Source organism: Stenotrophomonas sp. P2112, assembly GCF_041897515.1.
In the GTDB taxonomy this organism is placed as follows: Bacteria; Pseudomonadota; Gammaproteobacteria; order Xanthomonadales; family Xanthomonadaceae; genus Stenotrophomonas; species Stenotrophomonas sepilia.
The window spans coordinates 1,659,505-1,676,875 of record NZ_CP169216.1; the positions used below are offsets into that span (position 1 = coordinate 1,659,505).

Below are 17,371 nucleotides of genomic sequence, written 5' to 3' on the forward strand. Positions count from 1 at the left end.
TTCTGTCAGGCCACGCGCCGTGCCAGTGAGCGGGCGGAGGCGGCTACGCCCAGCAGCAGTAGGGCGACGCACAGGAAGGCAAAGCCGAGGCTGGTGGCATGTGCCACTGCGCCGATCGCCGCCGGACCAGCGAGGATGCCGGCGTAACCCAATGTGGTCACGGCAGTGATGGCGATGCTCTCCGGCATCACCCGCTGCTGGCCTGCCATCGAGAACAGCGCCGGCACGATGTTGGCGCAGCCCAGCCCGACCAGTACGTAGCCGGCCAGCGCCACCGGAAACGAGGGCACCAGCGTGGCCAGGGTGAAGCCTGCCGCGGCCGTGATACCGCCGAAGACCAGGGTGCGGGTGCGGCCGAGGTGCTCGACGATGCCGTCACCGAACAGGCGCATTGCCGTCATCGCCAGGGTGAACAACGCAAAGCCGGCCCCGGCCTGGTCACGCGGCACCTGCCGCACTTCGGCCAGGAACACGGCGCTCCAGTCCAGCATCGAGCCCTCGGCGAGGAACACCACGAAGGCCAGTACGCCGATGAACAGCACCACGCCATGCGGCAGTGCCAGCAAGGGGCCTTCGTGCAAGATCCGTTGCGGACGCCAATGCGGCGCCGACAGCATCGCAACCAGCAGCAGTGCCACCACCGAAACCAGTGCGGCCAGCCACAGCGGCGTGCCGAGGATCAGCAGCCCGGTCATGCAGCCAGCGCCGACGAATCCACCGATGCTGTAGAAGGCGTGGAAGCCGGACATCATCGCGCGCCCGGCATCGCGCTCGACCGCCACCGCCTGCATGTTCATCGCACAATCCAGTGCACCGACGCCGGCACCGAACACGAACAGCGCCGCGCCCAGCGACACCGGCGAGGGTGCCAGCACCAGCAAGGGCAGGGCGCACAGCATCATCGCGCAGGTGATCACCATCACCCGGCGGCAACCCAACCGCCCCGTCAGTGCACCTGCCAGCGGCATCGCCAGCAGCGAGCCGAGCCCGAGGCACAGCAGCACGGCGCCGAGGCTGGCGTCGGTCAGCCCGGCCTTGGCCTTGGCGTAAGGCACCATCGGCGCCCACGCGGCGGTGGCGAATCCAGGAATGAAGAAGGCGGCACGGGTGGCGTGCTGCTGGGCACGCGGAGATGAAGGCGTCATGCGAGAGCGGGTCCGGATAAACACTGCCATGAAAGCGTTTCCAGTCGCATCGGGCAAGGGGCATTCGGGTCACCGAACGCCGAATACGATTGCGGGCCGTCCATCAGGCGCAGCGGGCCCGGCGATGCCTTTCCGCATCGCTGGGCCACGTCTTCAGGACAGGGCGTGTTTACAGCGGCAGGTCGAACACCAGCACTTCGGCGTCGTTGCCGTTTTCCAGGGTCAGCTGGGCTTCGTCACTGACCTGCAGCGCATCACCGGCTTCCAGGGTGATGCCGTTGACCTGCAGCTGGCCACGCGCCACCTGCACATAGGCGCCACGACCGTTGCCGAGGGCGTGATGCAGCTTCTGGCCGCCATCGAGAATGGTGGCGAAGATGCGGGCATCCTGGTGGATGCGCAGCGAACCCTCGGCACCGTCCGGCGAAGCGATCAGGCGCAGCTGGCCGCGCTTGCTGTCCGGCGCGAAGTGGGTCTCTTCGTAGGACGGCGCGATGTTCTCGGTGTCCGGGAAGATCCAGATCTGCAGGAAATGCACGGTCTCGTCGGCGGAGTGGTTGAACTCGCTGTGGGTGACGCCGCTGCCGGCGCTCATGCGCTGCACGTCGCCGTAGCGCAGTACCGAACCGGTGCCCATCGAGTCCTTGTGTTCCAGTGCACCGCCCAGCACGTAGGAGATGATCTCCATGTTGCTGTGGCCATGGGTGCCGAAGCCCTGGCCGCCGATCACCTTGTCTTCGTTGATCACCCGCAACGGGCCGAAGCTGACGTAACGGGGGTCGTAGTAGTTGGCGAAGGAGAAGGTGTGGCGCGAGGACAGCCAGCCATGCTCGGCCAGGCCACGGGTAGCGCTCTTGCGGATCTGCAGCATGATGGAATCTCCTTGTTCGATGGTTTCGATGGGGCGGAGTGGTCGGTGACCGCTGTGTTTTCCCGTTGGAGAGAAGTATCCGCTTGCGCCCGGGGTTTGAAAAACGGATAGTTTTGACGGCCATCATCGAAAAATTCGAATGCTCAAGCTCAGCCTCGATGCCCTGCAGATCCTGGATGCCATCGACCGCCGTGGCTCCTTTGCCGGCGCCGGCAAGGCCCTGCACAAGGTGCCCTCGACGATTTCCTATACCGTGGCCAAGCTGGAGGAGGACCTGGGCGTTCAGTTGTTCGACCGGGTCGGCCCACGTGCAGAGCTGACCGAGGCCGGGCGCGCGCTGCTGGACGAAGGCCGGCATCTGCTGCGCGCGGCCCGCGAGCTGGAGCTGCGGGTGCGCCGGGTGGCGTCGGGTTGGGAGACCGAACTGACCCTGGCGGTGGATTCGGTGTTCCCGACCTGGCTGCTTGGGCCGGATATCGCCGCATTCCGTGAGGCCGAGGCACCGACCCGGTTGCGGTTGATCGGCGAGGCCCTGTCCGGCACCTGGGAGGCCCTGCTCGACCGCCGTGCGGACCTGTTGGTCGGCGCGCCGGGCGAAGGGCCCAGTGGTGGCGGCTATGTGGTCGAGCCGCTGGGCACGGTGGCGTTCGTGTTCGCGGTGGCACCCGATCATCCGTTGGCCAACGTGCAGGGCGTGCTGGGCCGTGAGCAGCTGGTCGAGCATTGCGCGATCGCCGTTTCCGATTCGGCGCGCAGGCTGCTGCCGCGCACGGTGGGCCTGTTGATGGGGCAGGAGATGCTGACGGTGCCGGACATGGCCAGTAAATTGAAGCTGCAGTGCGAAGGCGTGGGCTTCGGCTTCCTGCCCGAGCCGTGCGCGCGTGCTGCGGTGGCGCGTGGCCAGCTGGTGATCCGCGAGGTGGAGGAACACAAGCCGGAGGAAACGTTCTGGCTGGCCTGGCGCACCGGTGAGGATGGCGCGGCACTGCGCTGGTGGCGCGAGCGCCTGCGCAGGCCGGAGCTGCTGTCGCAGTGGTGGGAGGCAATGGCCAGGGGGTAGGGCTTTGGCAGGGCTGCGCCCTGCACCCGCCGAGGCCAAAGCAACAGCAACAGCGTGCATTCCGTGAGATGGCGGGGTGGGTCCGGTTGCGGGGGCCGCTGCAAGTACGTCCATGTAAGCTCGATCGCCGCATCCGTGCGGCTCACGCCCCCGCAACCGGACCCACCCCGCCTTTGACAGTTTCCGGCGATCTGTCGGTGCTGGTGCGGTCGGTGGGTGTCGACCTTGGTCGATACGGTAGATCCACGCCATGCGTGGATGCTCTTCGATCAATTGTCGAAATGTTCGAACTCGATGGAGATTCATCCACGCATGGCGTGGATCCATCAGATCGCGGAAATCTGTCAGAGGTGGGGCGGTGTCGGAGTGCGGGGTGTCAGCCGCATGGATGCGGCTGCTAAGCCTACATGGACGTACTTGCGGCGTCCCCGCACTCCGACACCGCCCCGCCATCCCACGGAATGCGCGCTGTTGCTGTTGCTCCGGCTCTGGCTGTGGCTGTGGCCTCTGAAGGTGCAGGGCGCAGCCCTGCCGAAAAACACACATAAAAAAACAGCAGGCCGAGGCCTGCTGTTTCGGTGTAATGGTGCGCCCGGAGAGATTCGAACTCCCGACCGCCTGGTTCGTAGCCAGGTACTCTATCCAACTGAGCTACGGGCGCCAATTACATAAACTTGTTGTGCCGACTGTGTATGGTGCGCCCGGAGAGATTCGAACTCCCGACCGCCTGGTTCGTAGCCAGGTACTCTATCCAACTGAGCTACGGGCGCGCGGTACACAATCAAATTTTAAAACATTTCCAGCGGCGGATGCTGAAAACCTGTCGAGTGGTGCGCCCGGAGAGATTCGAACTCCCGACCGCCTGGTTCGTAGCCAGGTACTCTATCCAACTGAGCTACGGGCGCCCTGCGACAGGAGCGGAATTATGCGGATGTCGGCGCACACCGTCAACAGTTTTGTGAAAATTTTCATCCAACTGAATGAAAAAGCTGTCCGCCACGGCATCCGGTGCCTTCAGCCAGGCGAAATGATCGGCGCGCGTGCCCAGTTCCTGCGCGGACAGCACGCGCAGCTTCGCGTCCACATTCGGCAGCTTTGCCAGCAACGCCTGCATCGATCCGGTCGGAGCCAACCAGTCGTGTTCCATCAGTACGGCCTGTGCGCTGCCGTGCACGCGCGCCATCTGTGCGTCGAGGTCTTCACCCATGCCCGCGGCGGCGTAGTGGTTGTTCAGGCCGATGCGCGCCCAGTCGGCGATCAGTCCGCGTGCTTCGGTGCCACCGAATCCGAGACGACGGCCATGCAGCACGCCCTGGCGCTGCGCGATCCACGGCAGGAAACGGTAAACCAGTGGCAGCAGCCAGCCGCGCGGTGGCGGGAATCCACGCCAGAACGGTGAGCCGCTGGCCGCCAACCACAAGTGGTGGAAATGCAGAGGGTTGCGGCCGGCATGCACGCAGGCCAGCTGCCCGCCCAGGCTGTGGCCACCGATGATCCAGGGCAGGGGGCCTGCTTCCTCGTCGGCGGCCGCCATGACCGCTTGGCTGGCCGGCAGATCCTGCTCGAGTACCTCGCGATAGCCCCAGTCGTGCGCGCGCGACGGGCGTAGTGAGCTGCTGCCGTTGCCGCGCCACTCATGCAGGTAGACCGCCACGCCCTTCGCTGCCAGCGCCTGTGCCAGCGGCAGGTAGTGGCGCGCGGCCACACCCAGCGCTGGCAGCCACAACAAGCGGGCGATGGCCTGTGCGGGCATGCAGGCCATCACTTCGTAGCGATGCCCGTCGTTGCACTGCACTGGAAGGAGGGCCGGCGTCAGGTTCATGCGTGCGGTGCAGCGCCGAAGTGGTCGAGCACCAGCACCTCGCTGCGGCCGGGGGCATAGCCCTGCTGCAGGCCGCGCGCAACGTAGTCGATGCCGGCTTCGCAGGCGTTGGCCAGGCTCAGGCCGTTGCACAGCTGCGCGGCGATGGCCGAGGCCAGCGTGCAGCCAGTGCCGTGCGCATCCAGCGGCAGGCGGGCGTGGATGAATTCTTCGCTGCTGACGCCGTCGAAGTAGCGATCGATCACGCGATTGCCCTCATGCAGGTGGCCACCCTTGAGCAGCACTGCGCCGGCACCGAGGTCGAGCAGGGCCGAGGCGGCCTGTTCTGCGTCTTCGCCGTTGCTGATCTTCCGGCCGACCAGCAGTTCTGCTTCCGGCGTATTGGGGGTGATCAGCGTGGCCAGCGGGATCAGGCGCTCACGCATGGCCTGCAATGCGCTGTCTTCCAGCAGGCGTGCCCCACTGGTGGCGACCATCACCGGGTCCAGTACCACGTGTGGCGGGCGGTGCTTTTCGAGTGCATCAGCGACGGCATGGATCACTTCGGCGTTGGCCAGCATCCCCAGCTTCACCGCGTGGATGTCGAAGTCGTCGAAGCAGGCATCCAGCTGCGCGCGCAGGAACTCGATGGGTGGCACGTGCACGGCGATGACGCCGCGGGTGTTCTGCGCGGTCAGTGCAGCAATCGCGGAAAGGCCATGCACGCGGTGTGCGGCGAAGGCCTTGAGGTCAGCCTGGATGCCGGCGCCACCGCCGGAGTCGGAGCCGGCGATGGTGAGGGCGGAAACGGGAGTGGTCGGGCTCATCGGTTGATTGTGCCGTGGTCCCGCAGGGGAAGGTAGATCCACGCCATGCGTGGATGTCCTTGATTCAATACCGCCAACGCGCCCATTGCTGGTACAGCACATAACCCAGCCCGGTCAGGCCAGTCAGCAGGGCGGGGGCGAGCAGGGCGTCGTACTGCCAGCGCATGAACAGCCAGGCGCCGAGGACGCCGCCGGCGAGGAAGCCGCTGATGATCAGGCCGCTGAGGGTCAGCCGCCGTACCTGCAGCGGCAGCCCACGCAGCAGGTGGCCGAGGCCGATGCCGAGGTCGGTGAACATGCCGCTGAGGTGGGTGGTGCGCACCACTGCGCCACTGAAGGTGGTAGCCATTGCGTTCTGCAGGCCGCAGGCCATGGCGGCGGCCAGCGCGCCCCAGATCTGGTGTTGTTCAAAGAGCGGAATGGCCACCAGCAGCAGCGCCGATTCCAGCGCCAGTGCCACGCCATAGCGCCGGCCCAGCTGCAGGGCGCTGTCCTGGATCAGCAGGCCGCTGAGCATCGCGCCCAGCGAGAACGCGATCAGCAGCCCCCACAGGTGCCCGACGGCGCGCCAATCCCCCTGCGCCAGCGCCATGCCCAACTGGCTGGTGCTGCCGGTCATGTGGCTGACCGCCTGATGCTCGAACCCGAGGAAGCCGACCACGTTGACCATGCCGGCCACGCACGAGAGTGCGACCGCGCCGATCCAGACCCAGGTGGGCAGGCGTATTCCCATCGGCGAGGCCCCTCAGGGCCCGCCGAAGCCGCCGTTGAACTGCAGCTCGCTGAAGGTGTTGCTGGCCGGGTCGAACACGGCGCCCCAGAACTGTGCGCCGCCATCGCAGACGCGGATCGCTTCACGGGCCGGATTGACGCCGCTGTCGTCAGGCAGGTGGAAGGCGTTGATGTAGATCAGCCGCTTGCCGGCGCTTTCGATGCCGACGTACTGGCGGTCGAAGTCCAGCACCTTCGGGACCTGCGCTTCCAGCGACGACAGCTTCGCCTCCAGCTGGTCGACCTGCTGCCGGCTGGGCGCCCAGTAACCCGACACCCGCCCGGCCTCGCGGCCGGGGCTGGGGCGCGAGCAGGTGTCGAGCACCTGCGCGGCGATGATCGGGCGGGTGACCACCCAGGACTGGCCGGTGCGCTCGGCGGTGGGCACGCTGGCCGGGCCGCGCGTGGTCGTACAGGCACCGAGCACGGCGGCGAGGGTGATCGCAGCCTTGGGCAGCAACAGGCGCGTGCAGCGGTTCACAACACCTCCGAAGCGTAATCGGCCAGGCGCGAACGCTCGCCACGGCGCAGGGTGATGTGCGCACTATGCGGCCAGTTCTTGAAGCGGTCCACCGCGTAGGTCAGGCCCGAAGTGGTCTCGGTCAGGTACGGGGTGTCGATCTGCTCGACGTTGCCCAGGCAGACGATCTTGGTGCCGGGGCCAGCGCGGGTGATCAGCGTCTTCATCTGCTTGGGGGTGAGGTTCTGCGCCTCGTCCAGGATCAGGTAGCGTGACAGGAAGGTGCGGCCGCGCATGAAGTTCATCGAGCGGATCTTGATGCGGCTGGCCAGCAGGTCGTTGGTGGCCTGGCGGCCCCAGGTGCCGCCTTCCTGGTTGTGCGTGAGCACTTCCAGGTTGTCGGTCAACGCGCCCATCCACGGCGTCATCTTCTCTTCCTCGGTACCGGGCAGGAAGCCGATGTCCTCGCCCACGCTGACCGTGGCGCGGGTCATGATGATCTCGCGGTAGCGCTGCTGGTCCATCGTCTGCGCCAGGCCGGCGGCCAGTGCCAGCAGGGTCTTGCCGGTGCCGGCGGTGCCCAGCAGCGTGACAAAGTCGATCTCCGGGTCCATCAGTGCGTTGAGGGCGAAGTTCTGCTCGCGGTTGCGTGCGCTGATGCCCCACACGGCGTGGCTGCCGTGGCGGAAATCATCGACCAGCGACAGCACCACCTTGCCATCGCCGACCACGCGGCTGACGCGCAGCTCGACTTCATCCTCGCCTGGCAGGTAGACGTACTGGTTCGGATACCACTCCTCGCCGTCCTGCGCCTGGATTTCGTAATGCGAGCGGCCCTTGTCGCTCCAGCTGCGCAGGTCGTCGCCGTGGCGTTTCCAGAAGTCTTCCGGCAGCTCGGTGGCGCCGGTGTAGAGCAGGCTGAAATCGTCCAGCGCGCGGTCGTTCTCGTAGTCCTCGGACACGATACCGGCGATGGCGGCCTTGATCCGCAGGTTGATGTCCTTGGAGACGAACACCACCGGCAGGTCGGGGGTTTCTTCCTTCAGGGCCAGGATCGCGCCGAGGATGGCGTTGTCCGGGATCACCTTGCCGAAGCTCTTGCCAGCATCGAAATGACTGGTCTGGAAGCGCAGCTTGCCGGCGCTCTGCTTGCCGCGCAGCTGCAGGCCATTGGGCCGCTGCAGCGGAATGCCGTCGGCCAGGTTGTCCAGCCCGGAGGCCTGCACCAGCTCGTTGAGGAAGCGGCTCACCTGGCGGGCGTTGCGGCTCGCCTCGGAGGTGCCCTTCTTGCCGTTGTCCAGCTCTTCGATCACCTGCATGGGCAGGTAGACGTCGTGCTCCTCGAATTTGAACAGCGCGGTGGGATCGTGCATCAGCACGTTGGTATCCAGCACGTAGATGCGCTTGCCTCGGGTCATCGTCGATTCCTGGTTACGGACAGGGAAAAACCACCACGGCCTGCTGCGGGGCAGGGTGATGGCAGACACAGTAGGCAGTGGGACTCACTTGGACTGGGAGGCCTTCAGTTCGGCGAGAACGGCATCGGCATGGCCGGCAACCTTGACCTTGCGCCAGGACTGCACGATGCGGCTGTCGGGGGAAATCAGGAAGGTACTGCGTTCGATGCCACGTACCTGCTTGCCGTACATGTTCTTCATCCTGATCACGTCGAAGGCGGTGCACAGCGCTTCGTCGCCATCGCTGACCAGCGGGAAGTTGAAGCCCTGCTTGGCACAGAAGTTGTCGTGCGACTTCACCGAGTCGCGCGAGACGCCCAGCACGACGGCGCCGGCTTTCCTGAACTTCGGCAGCAGGGCATTGAAGTCGATGCCTTCGGTGGTGCAGCCCGGGGTGCTGTCTTTGGGATAGAAGTACAGCACCAGCCATTGGCCGGCATAGTCGCCGAGGGTGGCCTGGTCGCCGCCGGACAGGGCCAGCGGCAGGGAGAGGGTGGTGCTGTCCAGGGTGTCGCCGTTGTTCATGAGGTCCTTCTGTCGAGCCTGGGTTCTTGCCATTACAGCTACATGAAACGCCACGCGCCCGTGAGAGACGCGCGAAGAATCAGAACTTCATCGGATCCATGATCGCGTCCAGGTTCAGGTGGTCGCAGAACTCGAGGAAATCGTCGCGCAGCGCGGCGATGTGCATGTTGGCCGGCACGCCGATGGTGACCTGTGCGCTGAACATTTCCGCGCCGGTCTGCATGGCGCGGTAGCGCGTGCTCTGCAGGTTCTCGATGGTGATGCCCTGGCGGTCGAAGAAGTCGGCCAGCTGGAACAGGATGCCCGGCTTGTCGGCGGCGATCACTTCGACGATGTACGGCAGCAGGTTGGACTGCGCCTGCTTGGCGGCGGTGCGGTACCAGACCAGCTTCAGGCCTTCCTCGCGCTCCAGCCGGGTCAGCATCGCCTCGAGCTTGGCCACCGAGTCCCAGGAGCCGGTGGCCAGGGCGGTAACCGAGACATCGCGGCCGACCGTGGCCAGGCGTGCATCCACCAGATTGCAGCCGCTGTCGGCAATGCGGCGGGTGACGGACAGCAGAGGGGACTCCGGATGCGTCGTATAGGCGTTGATCAGGAGGTGGTTTTCGCTCGGCGCGGGGCGCGGGGTGGTGTCGGTCAAGGCGATTCCGGGTAATGCATGCGTTAGTCTGAATGCCCGCCAGAGGCGGGGATCCACCGGTGTCCAGCATACTTGCCCGTGCTTTCGCGCCGCAAGTAACATTCAAGTCGCCCCCGGCCTTTCGTGGCGGGCGTTTTCCCTTCCCAGCCAAGAGCAGCACGTCCTTGTCCCTTTCCGGCCTCATCACCGCGCTGGCGACCCCGTTCCGGGCCGACGGCGCCCTCGATCCCGACGGTTGGCAGCGCCTGCTGCACCTGCAACTGGAAGGTGGCGTCCATGGCGTTGTCGTAGCCGGCTCTACCGGCGAAGCGGCAACGCTCACCGACGTCGAGTACGACCTGCTGCTGGCCAGCGCGGTCGAGCGCATCGGCGGCCGCATTCCGGTCCTGGCCGGTACCGGCCTTTCGGGCACTGCCAAGACCATCGAACAGACCCGTCGTGCCGCCGCCCTCGGCGCCAGCCACGCGCTGGTGGTCACGCCGCCGTACGTGCGCCCCACCCAGGCCGGTCTGATCGCGCACTACCGTGCGGTGGCCGACCAGGGCGGGCTGCCGGTCGTGCTGTACAACGTGCCCGGCCGTACCGGTTGCGACATGCAGCCTGAGACCGTGGCCGAGCTGGCCAGCCACCCCAACATCGTCGGCATCAAGGAGGCGGTGGGTGACACCGGCCGGGTGCAGGCGCTGCTCGCCCTGCGCAGCCCACAGTTCGCCGTGCTCAGCGGTGACGACGGTACGGCCGCGCGTTCGATCCAGGCCGGTATCGACGGCCTGATCTCAGTGGGTTCCAACGTGCTTCCCGGTGCCTACCGCCGGATGTGCGAGCTGGCCGCCGCACACGACCACGAAGCCACCGCGTCGTGGGATGCGCGCCTGCATCCCTTCCATGATTTCTGCGGCGTCGAACCGAACCCGATCCCGGTCAAGGCGCTGCTGCGCCGCATCGGCATCGGTCACGACCTGCGCCTGCCACTGCTGCCGTTGTCGGCAGCGCATCATCCGGCTGCCGACCATCTTGCCGGCGACATCGCCGCCCTCGAAGCCCTTTCCAGCCACTGACCTTCCGTCTTGGTCTGACCCAGGAGATTCACATGCGTCAATCCGTTTCCACCGTCCGCGTGCTGTCCTATGCCCTGCTTGCCGTGGCGGTCGCTGCCGGCACCACCGGCTGCTTCAAGCGCGGCGCCAAGGGCGACTACGCCCTGGCCCCGGAAATGCGTCCGCTGGAAGTGCCGCCGGACCTGAACCTGCCCAATGCCACCACCGACAACAAGGTGCCGACGTTGGCCTCGGCCACCAAGCCGGCGGCGCCGGTTGCTGCGGCTCCGGCAGCCGGCAGCACCGGTTTCACCATTGCCGGTGGCAAGGATGAAGCCTTCGCCAAGGTCGGTACCGCACTGGAAGGCGTGGAGGGCGTGACCATCGCCAGCCGCGCGCAGTTGCTGGGTTCGTACGACGTGGCCTACGAGGGCAGCAACTTCCTGGTCCGCGTAGTGGCCGTCGACGCCGGCGCCTACATCTCCGCGGTTGACCCGCGTGGCCTGCCGGCCACCGCCGAAGCGCCGGTGAAGCTGATCGCCGCGCTGAAGGCGAAGCTCGCCCAGTAAGGGCTGGTCGGATGGCTGCGGGCCTTGGTCCGCACCCGCTCTGGTAGCGGCCGACCTTGGTCGGCGCTTTTGTGCCAACCAGGGTTGGCACCTACCAGGTTGCGCGGTTGGCACCTGCCGGAGCGCACGGTTGGGGTCTGCCGAAGAACAGAAAAGGGCGCCCATGGGCGCCCTTTTCGTTACCGCCGTGGGCGCTTCTCAGCGCTCCAGCAGCTTCAGCTTGTCCGGCTTGCCATCCCATTCGCCGGCGTCGGCGGGCGGGTCCTTGCGCACGGTCAGCACCGGCCATTCCTTCGCCAGCTCGGCGTTGAGGGCAACGAAGCCTTCCTGTCCGGCAGGAACATCGTCCTCCGGGAAGATCGCATTGACCGGGCACTCCGGCTCGCAAAGGGTGCAGTCGATGCACTCATCCGGGTCGATCACCAGGAAGTTCGGGCCTTCGTGGAAGCAATCCACGGGGCACACTTCCACGCAATCGGTGTGTTTGCACTTGATGCAGTTTTCGGTGACGACAAAGGGCATGGGCTTGGGGGTGGATCGATTCCTGAACCTGCCAATTCTAGAACAGGTTGGCCCCCGGTGTCGGCGCGGGGCGGAGAACGGGCGTCTGGCAGGCGCGACCGTGGGAGTCATTGGCGGCACGGCGGGGGCTGTGCGACGCTGCGGGGCACTCGGTCGCCCACCGTGGCCGGACTCCCTTCCCAGCAGGATCGTCCATGTCCCAAACCCAGCCCAGCACCGCGCCCCATGGCGGTGAGAACACTGCATTCATCGTCCTGATCAGCTGCGTGGCCACCCTTGGTGGATTCCTGTTCGGTTTCGACAGTGGTGTCATCAATGGCACGGTCGATGGCCTCCGCCAGGCCTTCAACTCCAGTGAGGCCGCGCTCGGTTTCGAAGTCGCCTCGATGCTGCTGGGCTGCGCGATCGGCGCCTTCCTGGCCGGGTGGCTGGGTGATCGCCTGGGACGCCGCGGTGTCCTGATCGTGTCAGCGCTGATGTTCCTTGTCTCGGCGCTCGGTGCCGGCGCGGCCCACGCGTCCTGGCTGTTCATCGCCGCCCGCGTGCTGGGCGGTTTCGCGGTGGGCGCGGCCAGCGTGATGTCACCGGCCTACATCGCCGAAGTCGCCTCGGCGCGTTACCGCGGCCGGCTGGCCACGGTGCAGCAGATGGCGATCATCTGCGGCTTGTTTGCGGCCTTCCTCAGCAATTACCTGCTGGCGCGTGCCGCCGGCGCCTCGACCGAGCCCCTGTGGCTGGGCCATGAGGCCTGGCGCTGGATGTTCTGGATGCAGGTGCTGCCCTCGGGGCTGTTCCTCCTGTTGTTGCTGGTGATCCCGGAAAGCCCCCGTTTCCTGGTGTTGAAGGGGCGCCAGGGGCAGGCGAGGGCGGTGCTGGCGCGGCTGTACGGCGAGGCCGCGGCCACGGCCAAGCAGGCCGAGATCGAGGCGAGCCTGGCCCAGGACCAGCACAAGCCGCGCTTCGGCGACCTGCGCAACAAGGCCACCGGCAAGCTGCGCCCGATCCTCTGGGTGGGTATCGGCCTGGCCATGTTCCAGCAGCTGGTCGGCATCAACGTGGTGTTCTACTACGGCGCGGTGCTGTGGCAGGCGGTGGGTTTCTCGGAAAGCGACGCGCTGCTGATCAACGTGTTGTCCGGCGCGCTGAGCATCGGTGCCTGCCTGCTGACGGTACTGCTGATCGACCGCATCGGGCGCAGGCCGCTGCTGTGGATCGGTTCGGTCGGCATGTCGGTGGCGCTGGTGCTGATGGTGGTGGCGTTTGCCAGTGGCAGCCTGGCCGACGGTCGCCTGCAGTTGTCCGACGGCATGGGGCGGCTGGCGCTGGTGGCAGCCAACGTCTACGTGGTGTTCTTCAACATGTCCTGGGGCCCGGTGATGTGGGTGATGCTGGGCGAGATGTTCCCCAACCAGATCCGCGGCCCGGCGCTGGCGCTGGCGGGTGCGGCGCAATGGACCTCGAACTTCGCGATCACCGTGACGTTCCCGATGCTGCTGGCCGGCATCGGCCTGGCCGGCGCCTATGGCATCTACGCCGTCGCGGCGATCCTCTCGATCGTCTTCGTGGTCCGCCACGTGCGCGAGACCAAGGGCAAGGAGCTGGAGCAGATGGAAGGCTGACGGCCGGCCTGTGTTTCTGCGCCTCCTTTCTTCGTGGGGAGGCGGCAGGCCAGCCGATCCAGGACACGCCGTGAACCCATCCAGGGGGGGGCTCGATGGCGCCATCCATGGCGCCAACGGTCCTGGATCGGCTGGCCCGCCCCCTCAACGCAGGAAAAGGGAGGCGCTACTGCGACCAAACCGATCGATGCCAATGCAAATCCCGGAAAACAGAAAAGCCCGCACAAGGCGGGCTTTTTCGGTTCCTGCTGCGGCGACTGGCGCTCCCTAGGGGACTCGAACCCCTGTTTTAGCCTTGAGAGGGCCACGTCCTAACCACTAGACGAAGGGAGCGTAACTGTGTCGCTGCCGAGGCAGGAGCGCTAGTATATGCACCTCGATGCCATTGGGCAATCCCGAAACTTCAACCGGAAGCGCCAACATCATTTCCCCTGCTACATCACCGTTCAGCCTGCGCGTCATCCCGCGCGACCAGCACACGATCTCCCGCAAGGACATCAGCCCGAACGCCCTGCGCGTGCTTTATCGCCTGCGCGATGCCGGCTTCGGCGCCTACCTTGTCGGCGGCGCGGTGCGCGACCTGCTGGTCAATGGCCAACCCAAGGATTTCGACGTGGCCACCGATGCCACGCCCGAACAGGTCAAGCAGCTGTTCCGCAACTGCCGCCTGATCGGTCGTCGGTTCCGCCTCGCCCACGTTGTGTTCGGCCGCGAAATCATCGAAGTCGCCACCTTCCGTGCCAACAGCGATGACGGCAGCGGCGACCGCGAGATGGAAAACGGCATGCTCGTGCGCGACAACGTGTACGGCACCATCGAAGACGACGCGGTCCGCCGAGACTTCACCTGCAACGCCCTGTACTACGCCATCGAGGACTTCTCGGTGCGCGACTACACCGGCGGCTTCGAAGACGTCCAGGCGCGCCTGATGAAACTGATCGGCGATCCCGAGCAGCGTTATCGGGAAGACCCGGTGCGCATGCTGCGTGCGGTGCGCCTGGCGGCCAAGCTCGGCTTCCAGATCGAAGAGGGTACCGCCGCGCCCATCCCGCACCTGGCCGGCCTGCTCAACGAAGCCGCGCCGGCGCGCCTGTTCGAGGAAGTGCTCAAGCTGTTCCTGTCCGGGCACGGCGTGGCCAGCTTCGAAGGCCTTGAGCGTTACGGCCTGCTCGACGTGCTGTTCCCGGAGAGCGCCAGGGCGCTGAAGTCCAACCGCACCGGCGCGCTGCGCCGCATGCTGGTCGAGGGCCTGGCCAACACCGATGCTCGCGTGGCCAACGACGAGCCGGTCTCGCCGGCGTTCCTGTTCGCATTGCTGCTGTGGCCGGCGTTCTGCCGCGCACAGGCGACCCTGCTCAAGCAGGGAGTGGCACCGGAAGAGGCGCAGCGCCGCGCCGCCGACCGGGTCACCGTGCAGCAGCTCAGCACCATCGCGCTGCCGCGCCGCTTCTCGCTGCCGATGCAGGAGATCTGGCTGCTGCAGTCGCGCTTCAGCTCGCGCCAGCGCAAGCGCGTATTCCGTACCCTGACCCACCCGCGCTTCCGCGCCGCGTTCGATTTCCTCAGCCTGCGCCAGGTCGCTTCGTCCGAGCATGCAGTGGATGTCGAGTTCTGGCGCGAAGTACAGGCGCAGTCCGGTCGCGAGCTGGAGTCGTCGCTGGATGCGATGCACAGTGAAGACGGCGATGACGAGAGCGGGGCACCGCGCAAGCGCCGCCGTCGCCGTCGACGTCCCGGTGCTGCTGCGGCGGGCGAGTAAGCGATGACCCTCGCCTGGATCGGCCTCGGCGCCAACCTTGGCGACGCGGCCGCGACCGTGGGCGCGGCGATTGCCGCGCTGGACGGCCTGCCGGGAACGCGCCTGCGACAGGCCTCGCGGCTCTATGCAACCCCGGCCTGGGGCAATGAAGATCAGCCGCCGTTCGTCAATGCCGTGGCTGCGGTCGAAACCACCTTGGCGGCCGATGAGTTGCTGCAGGCCATGCTGGCGCTGGAGCGGGGCTTTGGCCGCGTGCGCGATCCGGCGGTGCACTGGGGGCCGCGCGCGCTGGACCTGGACCTGCTGCTGTATGGCACGCAGGTGATCGACCTGCCCGGCCTGCAGGTACCTCATCCCTACCTGCACGAGCGTGCCTTCGTGTTGGTGCCACTGGCCGAAATCGCGCCTGATCTGGCCATTCCCGGTCATGGCAGCGTGCGGGATGCAGTGGTGCGGGTGGATGCCTGCGGGATTGCGCCGATAGGGTGATAATGACCGGGTTATCTCCCCCGGTTATCAGCACATGAGCACCCACGCAGACAGCAAGCCCTGGACCGTTCCCGCCCTGGCCGAGGCCAAGCGCAATGGCCAGAAGCTGGTCATGTTGACCGCCTACGACGCCGGCTTCGCCCGCACCTTCGATGCCAACGGCGTCGATCTGATCCTGATCGGCGATTCGCTGGGCATGGTCGTGCAGGGTCATGATTCGACCCTGCCGGTGACCGTGGCCGACATGGTCTACCACACCCGCGCCGTGGCCCGCGTGCTGCAGCGTGCGCTGCTGGTGGCCGACCTGCCGTTCGGTGCCGATGCCACCCCGGAACGCGCGCTGGATGCCTCGCTGCAGCTGCTGCAGGCCGGTGCCGAGATGGTCAAGATCGAAGGTGCCGGCTTCAAGGTCGACATCATCCGCTACCTGGTCGAGCGCGAGATTCCGGTCTGCGCGCACCTGGGCCTGACCCCGCAATCGGTGCTGCGCCTGGGCGGCTTCAAGATCCAGGGCCGCGGCGATGCTGCGCGCCAGCTGGTGGAGGATGCCAAGGCCGTGGCCGCCGCAGGCGCCAGCATCATGGTGCTTGAATGCGTGCCGACCCCCGTCGCCGCCGAAGTGACCGCTGCGGTGGATGTGCCGACCATCGGTATCGGTGCTGGCCCGCAGTGCGATGGCCAGGTGCTGGTGCTGCACGATTTCCTCGGCCTGGACAGTGGTCATCGCCGTCCCAAGTTCGTCAAGGATTTCCTTGCCGAAGGCGGCTCGGTGGCCGGTGCCACCCGCGCATTTGCCGACGCCGTGCGCGACGGCAGCTTCCCCGACGAACAGCACGCGTACGCCCAATGATCCAGACCTTCAACGAGCTCGGCGCACTGCGCGAGCAGATCGCCCAGTGGAAGCGCGAGGGGCTGCGCGTGGCGCTGGTGCCGACCATGGGCAACCTGCATGGGGGCCACCATTCGCTGGTGACCCTGGCCCGCCAGTACGCCGACAAGGTGGTGGCGAGCATCTTCGTCAACCCGACCCAGTTCGGCCCCAACGAGGATTTCAGCCGCTACCCGCGCACGCCCGAGGCCGACGTGGCCGGGCTGGAACAGGTCGGCTGCGATGCCGTGTGGCTGCCCAGCGTGGAGGCGATGTATCCGCTGGGCGTGGACAGGACCACGCGCATGCACGCGCCGGGTGTCAGTGAAGTGCTGGAAGGTGCCAGCCGCCCGGGCCACTTCGATGGCGTGTGCACGGTGGTGGCGCGCCTGTTCCTGCAGGTGCAGCCGGACGTGGCCGTGTTCGGCCGCAAGGACTACCAGCAGCTTGCCGTGATCAAGCAGATGGTGGCCGAGCTGTCGTTCCCGATCCAGATCGTCGGTGCGGAGATCGTGCGCGACGAGGATGGCCTGGCCAAGAGCTCGCGCAACCAGTACCTGAGCGCCGAACAGCGTCCGGTCGCGACCACCATCCACCGGACCCTGCTGGGCATGCGCGAAGGCTACGTGGCCGGGCAGGCACGTGATCGCATCGAGGCCGAGGCCACTGCCGCATTGCAGGCGGCCGGTTTCCAGGTTGACTACGCGGTGCTGCGCACTCCGGAGCTGGCCGAGCCGACCTTCGACGGCGGCGGCCGGGTGGCGCTGATCGCCGCACGGCTGGGTACCACCCGGCTGATCGACAACCTGGAGTTCTGAACTCCGGCGGCGCCGCGCGATGCATGGGGTCAGATCCCTTTCCCAGGGGAAAAGGGATCCGCCTCCGGTTTCACCGCCTACCTGAACAGGTTGCCGGCCGTAATGCCCGGCGCTGTGCGGGTGCTAGAATCCG

At 66.6% G+C, this 17,371-nt stretch carries 18 protein-coding genes and 4 tRNA genes; 8 read left to right on the forward strand and 14 right to left on the reverse strand.

The window, feature by feature from the left end; genetic code table 11:
- Positions 1 to 5: 5 nt before the first annotated feature.
- The gene (locus ACEPA4_RS07755) at positions 6 to 1,145 is read right to left on the reverse strand and encodes an MFS transporter (RefSeq protein WP_095377458.1); all 1,140 of its coding nucleotides are present in this window, start codon (positions 1,143 to 1,145) and stop codon (positions 6 to 8) included.
- Positions 1,146 to 1,314: 169 nt separating this feature from the next.
- Positions 1,315 to 2,016: a pirin family protein gene (locus ACEPA4_RS07760; RefSeq protein ID WP_065195819.1), complete on the reverse strand. Its 702-nt coding sequence runs from the start codon at positions 2,014 to 2,016 to the stop codon at positions 1,315 to 1,317.
- 139 nt (positions 2,017 to 2,155) lie between these two features.
- On the opposite strand from ACEPA4_RS07760, the gene ACEPA4_RS07765 reads away from it, so the two are divergent.
- Complete coding sequence (locus ACEPA4_RS07765) at positions 2,156 to 3,076, forward strand: LysR family transcriptional regulator (RefSeq protein WP_262090854.1); 921 nt, start codon at positions 2,156 to 2,158, stop codon at positions 3,074 to 3,076.
- A gap of 584 nt (positions 3,077 to 3,660) precedes the next feature.
- Here the strand turns inward: ACEPA4_RS07765 and ACEPA4_RS07770 are convergent.
- From ACEPA4_RS07770 to ACEPA4_RS07815, 10 genes are all read right to left on the reverse strand, one after another.
- Positions 3,661 to 3,737: transfer RNA gene (locus tag ACEPA4_RS07770), tRNA-Arg, on the reverse strand.
- Between the two features lie 32 nt (positions 3,738 to 3,769).
- Positions 3,770 to 3,846 (reverse strand) — tRNA-Arg (locus ACEPA4_RS07775).
- 58 nt (positions 3,847 to 3,904) lie between these two features.
- Positions 3,905 to 3,981: transfer RNA gene (locus ACEPA4_RS07780), tRNA-Arg, on the reverse strand.
- The gene (locus ACEPA4_RS07785; protein WP_139726962.1) at positions 3,972 to 4,898 is read right to left on the reverse strand and encodes an alpha/beta fold hydrolase; all 927 of its coding nucleotides are present in this window, start codon (positions 4,896 to 4,898) and stop codon (positions 3,972 to 3,974) included. The genes ACEPA4_RS07780 and ACEPA4_RS07785 overlap by 10 nt, the downstream gene beginning before the upstream one ends.
- Complete coding sequence (thiD, locus tag ACEPA4_RS07790; protein WP_005409046.1) at positions 4,895 to 5,704, reverse strand: bifunctional hydroxymethylpyrimidine kinase/phosphomethylpyrimidine kinase; 810 nt, start codon at positions 5,702 to 5,704, stop codon at positions 4,895 to 4,897. The genes ACEPA4_RS07785 and thiD overlap by 4 nt, the downstream gene beginning before the upstream one ends.
- A gap of 64 nt (positions 5,705 to 5,768) precedes the next feature.
- The gene (locus ACEPA4_RS07795) at positions 5,769 to 6,437 is read right to left on the reverse strand and encodes a YoaK family protein (RefSeq protein ID WP_005409047.1); all 669 of its coding nucleotides are present in this window, start codon (positions 6,435 to 6,437) and stop codon (positions 5,769 to 5,771) included.
- 12 nt (positions 6,438 to 6,449) lie between these two features.
- Positions 6,450 to 6,956, reverse strand: a complete 507-nt coding sequence (locus ACEPA4_RS07800) for a hypothetical protein (RefSeq protein ID WP_139726965.1) — start codon at positions 6,954 to 6,956, stop codon at positions 6,450 to 6,452.
- Complete coding sequence (locus ACEPA4_RS07805) at positions 6,953 to 8,353, reverse strand: PhoH family protein (protein ID WP_005416112.1); 1,401 nt, start codon at positions 8,351 to 8,353, stop codon at positions 6,953 to 6,955. Before ACEPA4_RS07805 ends, ACEPA4_RS07800 begins: the two co-directional genes overlap by 4 nt.
- An 84-nt stretch (positions 8,354 to 8,437) precedes the next feature.
- Entirely contained in the window at positions 8,438 to 8,917 is a 480-nt protein-coding gene (locus ACEPA4_RS07810) for a peroxiredoxin (protein ID WP_005416113.1), read from the reverse strand.
- Positions 8,918 to 8,996: 79 nt separating this feature from the next.
- Positions 8,997 to 9,557 carry a glycine cleavage system protein R gene (locus ACEPA4_RS07815; protein WP_005409051.1) on the reverse strand — a complete coding sequence of 187 codons (561 nt, stop codon included), beginning with the start codon at positions 9,555 to 9,557 and terminating at the stop codon, positions 8,997 to 8,999.
- Between the two features lie 164 nt (positions 9,558 to 9,721).
- Here ACEPA4_RS07815 and dapA point away from each other — a divergent pair, with 164 nt between their 5' ends.
- Both dapA and ACEPA4_RS07825 read left to right on the forward strand, forming a co-directional pair.
- Complete coding sequence (gene dapA, locus ACEPA4_RS07820; RefSeq protein WP_065195821.1) at positions 9,722 to 10,615, forward strand: 4-hydroxy-tetrahydrodipicolinate synthase; 894 nt, start codon at positions 9,722 to 9,724, stop codon at positions 10,613 to 10,615.
- A 32-nt stretch (positions 10,616 to 10,647) separates the two neighbouring features.
- Positions 10,648 to 11,163, forward strand: a complete 516-nt coding sequence (locus ACEPA4_RS07825; RefSeq protein ID WP_005416115.1) for a hypothetical protein — start codon at positions 10,648 to 10,650, stop codon at positions 11,161 to 11,163.
- Between the two features lie 198 nt (positions 11,164 to 11,361).
- Here ACEPA4_RS07825 and fdxA read toward each other — a convergent pair whose 3' ends face one another.
- Entirely contained in the window at positions 11,362 to 11,685 is a 324-nt protein-coding gene (gene fdxA, locus ACEPA4_RS07830) for a ferredoxin FdxA (RefSeq protein ID WP_005409054.1), read from the reverse strand.
- 194 nt (positions 11,686 to 11,879) lie between these two features.
- Between fdxA and ACEPA4_RS07835 the strand changes: the two genes are divergently transcribed.
- Complete coding sequence (locus ACEPA4_RS07835; protein WP_235645959.1) at positions 11,880 to 13,304, forward strand: sugar porter family MFS transporter; 1,425 nt, start codon at positions 11,880 to 11,882, stop codon at positions 13,302 to 13,304.
- Between the two features lie 258 nt (positions 13,305 to 13,562).
- On the opposite strand, the gene ACEPA4_RS07840 is transcribed toward ACEPA4_RS07835, so the two are convergent.
- A tRNA-Glu gene (locus tag ACEPA4_RS07840) sits at positions 13,563 to 13,637 on the reverse strand.
- Positions 13,638 to 13,689: 52 nt separating this feature from the next.
- Here ACEPA4_RS07840 and pcnB point away from each other — a divergent pair.
- From pcnB to panC, 4 genes are read left to right on the forward strand one after another with little or no spacing between them, the layout of a single operon-like run.
- Positions 13,690 to 15,063 (forward strand): polynucleotide adenylyltransferase PcnB, encoded by a 1,374-nt coding sequence (gene pcnB, locus ACEPA4_RS07845; RefSeq protein ID WP_069138026.1) that lies wholly within the window; start codon positions 13,690 to 13,692, stop codon positions 15,061 to 15,063.
- Positions 15,064 to 15,066: 3 nt separating this feature from the next.
- Complete coding sequence (gene folK, locus ACEPA4_RS07850; RefSeq protein ID WP_005416118.1) at positions 15,067 to 15,552, forward strand: 2-amino-4-hydroxy-6-hydroxymethyldihydropteridine diphosphokinase; 486 nt, start codon at positions 15,067 to 15,069, stop codon at positions 15,550 to 15,552.
- Positions 15,553 to 15,586: 34 nt separating this feature from the next.
- Positions 15,587 to 16,402: a 3-methyl-2-oxobutanoate hydroxymethyltransferase gene (gene panB / locus ACEPA4_RS07855; RefSeq protein ID WP_049439732.1), complete on the forward strand. Its 816-nt coding sequence runs from the start codon at positions 15,587 to 15,589 to the stop codon at positions 16,400 to 16,402.
- On the forward strand, positions 16,399 to 17,238 hold the full coding sequence (gene panC / locus ACEPA4_RS07860; protein ID WP_139726967.1) for a pantoate--beta-alanine ligase: 840 nt from the start codon (positions 16,399 to 16,401) through the stop codon (positions 17,236 to 17,238). The genes panB and panC overlap by 4 nt, the downstream gene beginning before the upstream one ends.
- Positions 17,239 to 17,371: the final 133 nt, after the last annotated feature.

Excerpts from the sequence above, each read along its gene's own strand:
- ACEPA4_RS07755 (WP_095377458.1), bottom strand. The coding sequence starts at position 1,145 with ATGACGCCTTCATCTCCGCGTGCCCAGCAGCACGCCACCCGTGCCGCC.
- ACEPA4_RS07760 (WP_065195819.1), bottom strand. The coding sequence starts at position 2,016 with ATGCTGCAGATCCGCAAGAGCGCTACCCGTGGCCTGGCCGAGCATGGC.
- ACEPA4_RS07765 (WP_262090854.1), top strand. The coding sequence starts at position 2,156 with ATGCTCAAGCTCAGCCTCGATGCCCTGCAGATCCTGGATGCCATCGAC.
- ACEPA4_RS07785 (WP_139726962.1), bottom strand. The coding sequence starts at position 4,898 with ATGAACCTGACGCCGGCCCTCCTTCCAGTGCAGTGCAACGACGGGCAT.
- thiD (WP_005409046.1), bottom strand. The coding sequence starts at position 5,704 with ATGAGCCCGACCACTCCCGTTTCCGCCCTCACCATCGCCGGCTCCGAC.
- ACEPA4_RS07795 (WP_005409047.1), bottom strand. The coding sequence starts at position 6,437 with ATGGGAATACGCCTGCCCACCTGGGTCTGGATCGGCGCGGTCGCACTC.
- ACEPA4_RS07805 (WP_005416112.1), bottom strand. The coding sequence starts at position 8,353 with ATGACCCGAGGCAAGCGCATCTACGTGCTGGATACCAACGTGCTGATG.
- ACEPA4_RS07810 (WP_005416113.1), bottom strand. The coding sequence starts at position 8,917 with ATGAACAACGGCGACACCCTGGACAGCACCACCCTCTCCCTGCCGCTG.
- ACEPA4_RS07825 (WP_005416115.1), top strand. The coding sequence starts at position 10,648 with ATGCGTCAATCCGTTTCCACCGTCCGCGTGCTGTCCTATGCCCTGCTT.
- fdxA (WP_005409054.1), bottom strand. The coding sequence starts at position 11,685 with ATGCCCTTTGTCGTCACCGAAAACTGCATCAAGTGCAAACACACCGAT.
- ACEPA4_RS07835 (WP_235645959.1), top strand. The coding sequence starts at position 11,880 with ATGTCCCAAACCCAGCCCAGCACCGCGCCCCATGGCGGTGAGAACACT.
- folK (WP_005416118.1), top strand. The coding sequence starts at position 15,067 with ATGACCCTCGCCTGGATCGGCCTCGGCGCCAACCTTGGCGACGCGGCC.
- panB (WP_049439732.1), top strand. The coding sequence starts at position 15,587 with ATGAGCACCCACGCAGACAGCAAGCCCTGGACCGTTCCCGCCCTGGCC.
- panC (WP_139726967.1), top strand. The coding sequence starts at position 16,399 with ATGATCCAGACCTTCAACGAGCTCGGCGCACTGCGCGAGCAGATCGCC.